Origin of the sequence: Filifactor villosus, from assembly GCF_042652965.1 — a bacterium.
Classification (GTDB): Bacteria; Bacillota; Clostridia; order Peptostreptococcales; family Filifactoraceae; genus Filifactor; species Filifactor villosus.
Window position 1 is genome coordinate 1 of sequence record NZ_JBHSHL010000071.1, and the last position, 1,539, is coordinate 1,539.

Annotated in this window: 1 rRNA gene; it reads right to left on the bottom strand. The window is 49.8% G+C overall.

What is annotated here, in order from left to right:
• Window positions 1-1,504: ribosomal RNA gene (locus ACFO4R_RS11965) — 16S ribosomal RNA — on the bottom strand; the annotation flags it as partial.
• Between the last annotated feature and the right edge of the window lie 35 nt (window positions 1,505-1,539).

Here is a 1,539-nt window from a genome sequence, read left to right on the forward strand (position 1 = left end):
TCCGATACGGCTACCTTGTTACGACTTCACCCCAGTCATTCGTTTTGCCTTAGGCAGCTGCACCCTCGCGGTTTGCTCACTGACTTTGGGCCCCCCGAACTCCCATGGTGTGACGGGCGGTGTGTACAAGACCCGGGAACGCATTCACCGCAACATTCTGATTTGCGATTACTAGCAACTCCAACTTCATGTAGGCGAGTTTCAGCCTACAATCCGAACTTAGATCATCTTTTTGGGGTTTGCTCCATTTCACAATCTCGCTTCCCTCTGTAATGACCATTGTAGCACGTGTGTAGCCCTAAACATAAGGGGCATGATGATTTGACGTCATCCCCACCTTCCTCTAAGTTGTCCTTAGCTGTCTCAATAGAGTCCCCACCTTATATGCTGGCAACTATTGACAAGGGTTGCGCTCGTTGCGGGACTTAACCCAACATCTCACGACACGAGCTGACGACAACCATGCACCACCTGTATCCAATGTCCCCGAAAGGAAAATTCGCATTACCGAATCGGCATCGGTATGTCAAGTTTAGGTAAGGTTCTTCGCGTTGCTTCGAATTAAACCACATGCTCCGCTGCTTGTGCGGGTCCCCGTCAATTCCTTTGAGTTTTACTCTTGCGAGCGTACTCCCCAGGCGGAGTACTTAATGTGTTAACTTCGGCACCGAGATTCCTCCCGACACCTAGTACTCATCGTTTACGGCGTGGACTACCAGGGTATCTAATCCTGTTTGCTCCCCACGCTTTCGTGCCTCAGTGTCAGTTACAGTCCAGAAAGTCGCCTTCGCCACCGGTATTCCTCCTAATATCTACGCATTTCACCGCTACACTAGGAATTCCACTTTCCTCTCCTGCACTCAAGTCCGTCAGTTTTAATGGCTTACATTGGTTGAGCCTATGCCTTTCACCACTAACTTGACAGACCACCTGCGCACCCTTTACGCCCAGTTATTCCGGATAACGCTTGCCCCCTACGTATTACCGCGGCTGCTGGCACGTAGTTAGCCGGGGCTTTCTTTTAAGGTACCGTCATTATCTTCCCTTACAACAGAGTTTTACGACTCGAAAGCCTTCTTCACTCACGCGGCGTTGCTGCATCAGGGTTCCCCCCATTGTGCAATATTCCCCACTGCTGCCTCCCGTAGGAGTTTGGACCGTGTCTCAGTTCCAATGTGGCCGTTCACCCTCTCAGGCCGGCTACTGATCGTCGCCTTGGTAGGCTTTTACCCTACCAACCAGCTAATCAGATGCGGGCTCATCTTTGTCCGATTTCTCTTTGATATCTTATAGATGCCTATACGATATGTTATTTGGTATTAGCTACTTTTTCAAGCAGTTATTCCTATGACAAAGGCAGATTACCCACACGTTACGCACCCGTCCGCCACTAGCTTATTATCTCTTCGGCCCGAAGACCTCCGATATAATTCGCCCGTTCGACTTGCATGTGTTAAGCACGCCGCCAGCGTTCATCCTGAGCCAGGATCAAACTCTTCGTTAAAATTCTTGCTCAGTTTACTTCTCCGATTTCTTCAA